General features: G+C 43.3%; 1 protein-coding gene and 1 pseudogene. Both read left to right on the forward strand.

Going from position 1 to position 986, the window contains the following annotated elements:
* Positions 1 to 484: pseudogene (locus A3735_RS30440) on the forward strand (hypothetical protein); the annotation flags it as partial.
* A partial coding sequence (gene pnuC / locus A3735_RS07080) for a nicotinamide riboside transporter PnuC (RefSeq protein WP_068637832.1) occupies positions 481 to 986 on the forward strand: 506 nt, incomplete at its 3' end. The pseudogene A3735_RS30440 and the gene pnuC, both read left to right, overlap by 4 nt.

Consider the following 986-nt stretch of genomic DNA (forward strand, 5'->3'; position numbering starts at 1 on the left):
CGGCAAAGAAGGCTTTCGACTTCTTCAGTCAAAACTTCTAGTCGAGATCCTTGATGCCAATGGCAATCCGGTTGATTGCGGAGAAAGAGGGGAGATTGTTTTGACCGGTGGGTTTAACGATTATCTGCCGTTGATACGTTATCGCACCGGTGATTTTGGAAGACTCGAGCTTGAAGACGGGCATTGGTACATCAGAGATCTAGAAGGGCGGCCGCCGGTTCAGTATAAGACTAAAGATGGTGTATGGCTTAACAATGTTGATGTCACGCATATGCTACAGAAATTTCCATTATCTCAGTTTTCTTTGCATCAATATGCAGAAGGTACACTGACTATAACTTTGCCGAATGAGACGTATTCGGATTCAATTAAACAGTTATTGGAAACTAAGCTTGGCCAACAGGTTCAGATCAATCTGTTTGAGAAAGTAAGCAGCGATAAAAAAATAATTCAATATTCAAGTGATTTAAGGAACATATTTTGATTAGCTATTTGGAATGGTCTGCAAACGCAGTATTTGTTATCAGCGTCATATTGGCAGCGAGAAACAATGTAAACACGTGGTGGACTGGTATCATAGGCTGCGGCTTGTTTGCCGTTCTGTTCTATCAGGTCAATCTCTATGCAGACGTCACGCTGATGGTGTTCTTCATACTCACGAGCATCTATGGCTGGATGTATTGGGGGGCTAAAAAACAATTACACCCGATTCAGCGAACCAAAATGACAAATTTCGTTTCATTCATAGCAGCTGCAGTCTTAGCAACCTTAGCCTATGGATGGCTTTTGCATGAGATGACGGATGCGTACGCGCCATTTATCGATTCAATTGTTCTCATGTTTAGCGTTCTTGCGCAGTTTCTTTTGATGAAGAGAAGGCTAGAGACATGGGTTTGCTGGTTGATCGTAGATACCGTCGCTGTCCCGCTTTACTTCTCCCGAGAGCTTTATCTGACGGCGTTTGTGTACGGCTTGTTCTGGTGCAA

The organism is Oleiphilus sp. HI0061, assembly GCF_001635675.1.